Raw genomic sequence first — 3569 nt, forward strand, 5'->3', positions numbered from 1 at the left:
GCTCGTTCTTCCATCTTCTTGGTGTGCTGATGGCGCGCATAAGTGCACGCAAATACTCCCCCGATGATCGGCCAAAGCGCAGGCGCCATGGGCGATTGCGTGCAGCGCTGATGCCAGATGCATGAATGCTTGCGGCGCGGGGCGACCGACGTGCTCGCCGCGGGATGGATGCCGGCTGATCAATTGTTTAAATGAGCACAAAAATTCAATTGTTTTGTGTACAAAAACTGGCTATCTTGTTTTCAAGAGATTCGCGAAGCGTTCGCGGCCATGAATACATAGGAGCGGGTCATGAGCAGAAAGCGGTCATCCATCGATCTGGGCTCCATGCAGACCGAGGAGGGGATGTCGGGCTCCGGCCGCGACGAGGCGATCTATCGCAATCTGTATGCGGCGATTGTCGAGAACCACCTCGAGCCCGGCACCAAGCTGCCCGAGGACACGCTGGCCGAGGCCTTCGGGGTCAGTCGCACCAGTATCCGCAAGGTGCTGCAGCGCCTGGCCTACGAGCGCCTGGTCGATATCCGCCTGAATCGTGGCGCCACCGTCGCGCAGCCCACCGTGAAGGAGGCGCGCGATATCTTCGCCGCCCGCCGCATCGTGGAATGCGGCGTGCTCGCGCAGGTGGTTGCCAAGGCCACGCCGGCCAGGCTCGATGAACTGCGCGACATCGTTCGCCGCGAGCACGAGGCCGAGGCGCGCGGCGACCGCCGTGAATCCATCTACCTGTCCGGCGAGTTCCACGTCGCACTGGCGCGGGTGTCCGAGAACGAGACCCTGACGGAGTACCTTGCCGGGCTGGTGTCCCGCTCCTCGCTGGTGATTGCGACCTACGGCGCACCGATGGCGGGCAGTTGCCGCCATTCCGAGCACGATGACGTGCTCGAGCTGATCGCCGAGGGCGATGCCGAGGGCGCGCGCAACTGGATGGAGCGCCACCTCAAGGACATCGAGCGCACGGTCGTGCTGGTCGAGGAGGAGCCCTCCGTCCTCGACTTGCGCAAGGTCCTCGACGAAGTCGCACGCCGTCACCGCGGCGAGCGCTGAAACCCATTTGCACACACACGCGGCCGACGCAGTCGCGGTACCCAGGAGAGCAGCATGCACATCCGCCTGATCAACCCCAACACCACCGCCTCGATGACCGACAAGATCGGCGCCGCCGGCCGCCTCGTCGCCGCCGCCGGGACCCGCATCTCGGCGACCAACCCCGAGGCCGGCCCGGTCTCGATCGAGAGCCACTTCGACGAGGCGATCAGCGCCGTCGGCGTGCTCGAGGAGATTCGCCGCGGCGACAAGGAAGGCGTCGACGCCTACGTCATCGCCTGCTTCGGCGACCCCGGCCTGCTCGCCGCGCGCGAGCTCACCGCCGCGCCGGTGATCGGCATCGCCGAGGCCGCCTTCCACCTCGCGACGCTGATCAGCACCCGCTTCTCGGTGGTCACCACGCTGGGGCGCACCTGCATCATCGCCGAGCATCTGCTGCAGAACTACGGCTTCGCCCACCACTGCCGCAGGGTGCGTGCGGCCGAGATCCCGGTGCTCGACCTCGAGGACGACGGCGCCTGCGCGCGCGACCGGATCATCGACGAGTGCCGTCGCGCCAAGGTCGAGGACGGTATCGGCGCGATCGTGCTCGGCTGCGGCGGCATGGCCGACCTCACCGACGAAATCCGCGAGGCCGTCGGCCTGCCGATCGTCGAAGGCGTGACCGCGGCGGTGAAGCTGGCCGAGTCGCTGGCGAGCCTGCGCCTGGGCACCAGCAAGCACGGCGATCTGGCCTTCCCGCGGCCCAAGCCCTTCAGCGGGCGCTTCGACTACCTCGGCAACTGAGCGATTCCACCCCAACCCCCAACCCCCAACCCCCAACCCCCAACCCACTCCACTCACCCCACCCACCTCCGATCCACCTCCGACCCCCCCTTGAGCTTCACCCCGTAGCCGTTCCCCGGGGGCGTCCCGCCCCCTGACCCTCAGAAAGCGCGGTCCACGAACCGCCTGTCCAGCACCACTGGAGGAGCACGCAAAATGACAAGCAAGGCACACCCCATTCCCGTGTCCGGCCTCGCGGCCGCAAGCACGGCACACGCCGGCCCTCATCCGCACTCGAAGGCGGTCGGCGAGGAGTCCCTGGCCCCGCAAGAGACGCGCATCATGGGCAAGTGGTCGTATCTGCTCGCCTGGTTCGGCGGCTGCGTCTCGATCGGCACCTTCGCCATGGGTTCGAGCATCGTCGGCACGCTCAACCTGCTGCAGGCGACGATGGCGATTGCGATCGGCTGCTTCGTGATCGGCGTCGCGCTGTGCCTGAACGGCGCCGCCGGCCACAAGTACGGCATCCCCTTCATGGTGCAGGCGCGCACCGCCTTCGGCTTCGGCGGTACGCGCTTCCCGGGGCTGGTACGGGCGGTGCCGGCCATCGTCTGGTTCGGCTTCCAGAGCTGGGTCGGCGCCGGCGCGCTCAACCTGGTGTCGGCCTCGCTGTTCGGCTTCGACAACCTGGTGGTGTGGTTCATCGTCTTCCAGCTGCTGCAGATCGCCCTGTCAGTGCTCGGCTTCCAGGGCATCAAGTGGCTGGAGAACATCGGCAGCGGCTTCATCCTGGTGTCGCTGACCTACATGTTCTTCAGCGTCATCGACAAGTACGGCGACGAGATCAGCACCAACCTGGTCAATATCGAAGGCACCTGGGGCCTGCCGTTCTGGGGCGCGACGATGCTCTTCCTGGGCATCTACAGCACCATGATGCTCAACGTCAGCGACTACTCGCGCGAACTCGAGAAAGGCATCCGGCGCGGGCCGCTGACCACGATCTACGCCATGTCCATCCTGCCCTGCACGTTGTTCATGGGCCTGATCGGGCTGATGGTGTCGGGCGCCACCGGCGTCGCCGACCCGATCCAGGTGTTCTCGAGTGCGGTGGACAACAAGCCGCTGCTGATCACCACGCTGCTCTTCATCGCCTTCGCCCAGGTCACCACCAACGTGCTCAACAACGTGGTGCCGCCCACCTACGTGCTGATGGACGTGTTCAAGCTGTCCTTCCGCTCCGCGGCGGTGATCGTGGGCTTCCTCGCCTTCGGCACCTTCCCGTGGGAGCTGGTCAAGGACGAGTCGGCCTCGGGCCTGCAGATCTTCGTGCAGACCTACTCGGCCTTCCTCGGCCCGATCTTCGCGGTGCTGGTGGTCGACTACTACTTCATCCGCGGGCGCAGCCTGAACCTGGGCAAGCTCTATGACGAGAACGGCCCCTACCGCGGGGTGAACTGGGCCGGCATCGTGGCCTCGCTGGTGGGCGCGGCGGTGGCGCTGAGCTTCTCGGCAGTGTCCTGGTACGCCAGCCTGATCCCGGCCGGCCTGACCTACTGGCTGCTGATGAACAACTGGGGCGCCTGCAAGCGCTTCCTCGAGAACTGACCCACGGCGCGGGCGGGGCGCTCGCGTCCCGCCCACCGCAGCCGCCGAGGCTGTCCTCATCGCCTTACCCGGAATGACATCATGACTTCGAACAAGGCCTACCCGCGCGACCTCGTCGGCTACGGCAAGAACCCGCCCTACGCCAACTGGCC

At 66.4% G+C, this 3569-nt stretch carries 3 protein-coding genes; all 3 read left to right on the top strand.

The annotated features are described in order from the left end of the window. Positions 1–291: 291 nt before the first annotated feature. A complete protein-coding gene (locus tag PLC66_RS22330; protein ID WP_324544379.1) occupies positions 292–1047 on the top strand; it encodes a GntR family transcriptional regulator in 756 nt (251 codons plus the stop codon). 54 nt (positions 1048–1101) lie between these two features. Further along, positions 1102–1833, top strand: coding sequence for an aspartate/glutamate racemase family protein (locus PLC66_RS22335; RefSeq protein WP_324544380.1), 732 nt, complete (start codon positions 1102–1104; stop codon positions 1831–1833). Positions 1834–2028: 195 nt separating this feature from the next. Then, positions 2029–3417 carry an NCS1 family transporter gene (locus tag PLC66_RS22340; protein ID WP_324544381.1) on the top strand — a complete coding sequence of 463 codons (1389 nt, stop codon included), beginning with the start codon at positions 2029–2031 and terminating at the stop codon, positions 3415–3417. The last annotated feature ends 152 nt before the right edge of the window (positions 3418–3569 follow it).

It is taken from the genome of Thauera sp. (assembly GCF_035444905.1).
Taxonomy (GTDB): domain Bacteria; phylum Pseudomonadota; class Gammaproteobacteria; order Burkholderiales; family Rhodocyclaceae; genus Thauera.

What these genes read in the sequence shown, in the direction of transcription:
- PLC66_RS22335 (WP_324544380.1), top strand. Translation starts at nt 1,102, where the DNA reads ATGCACATCCGCCTGATCAACCCCAACACCACCGCCTCGATGACCGAC.
- PLC66_RS22340 (WP_324544381.1), top strand. Translation starts at nt 2,029, where the DNA reads ATGACAAGCAAGGCACACCCCATTCCCGTGTCCGGCCTCGCGGCCGCA.
- PLC66_RS22330 (WP_324544379.1), top strand. Translation starts at nt 292, where the DNA reads ATGAGCAGAAAGCGGTCATCCATCGATCTGGGCTCCATGCAGACCGAG.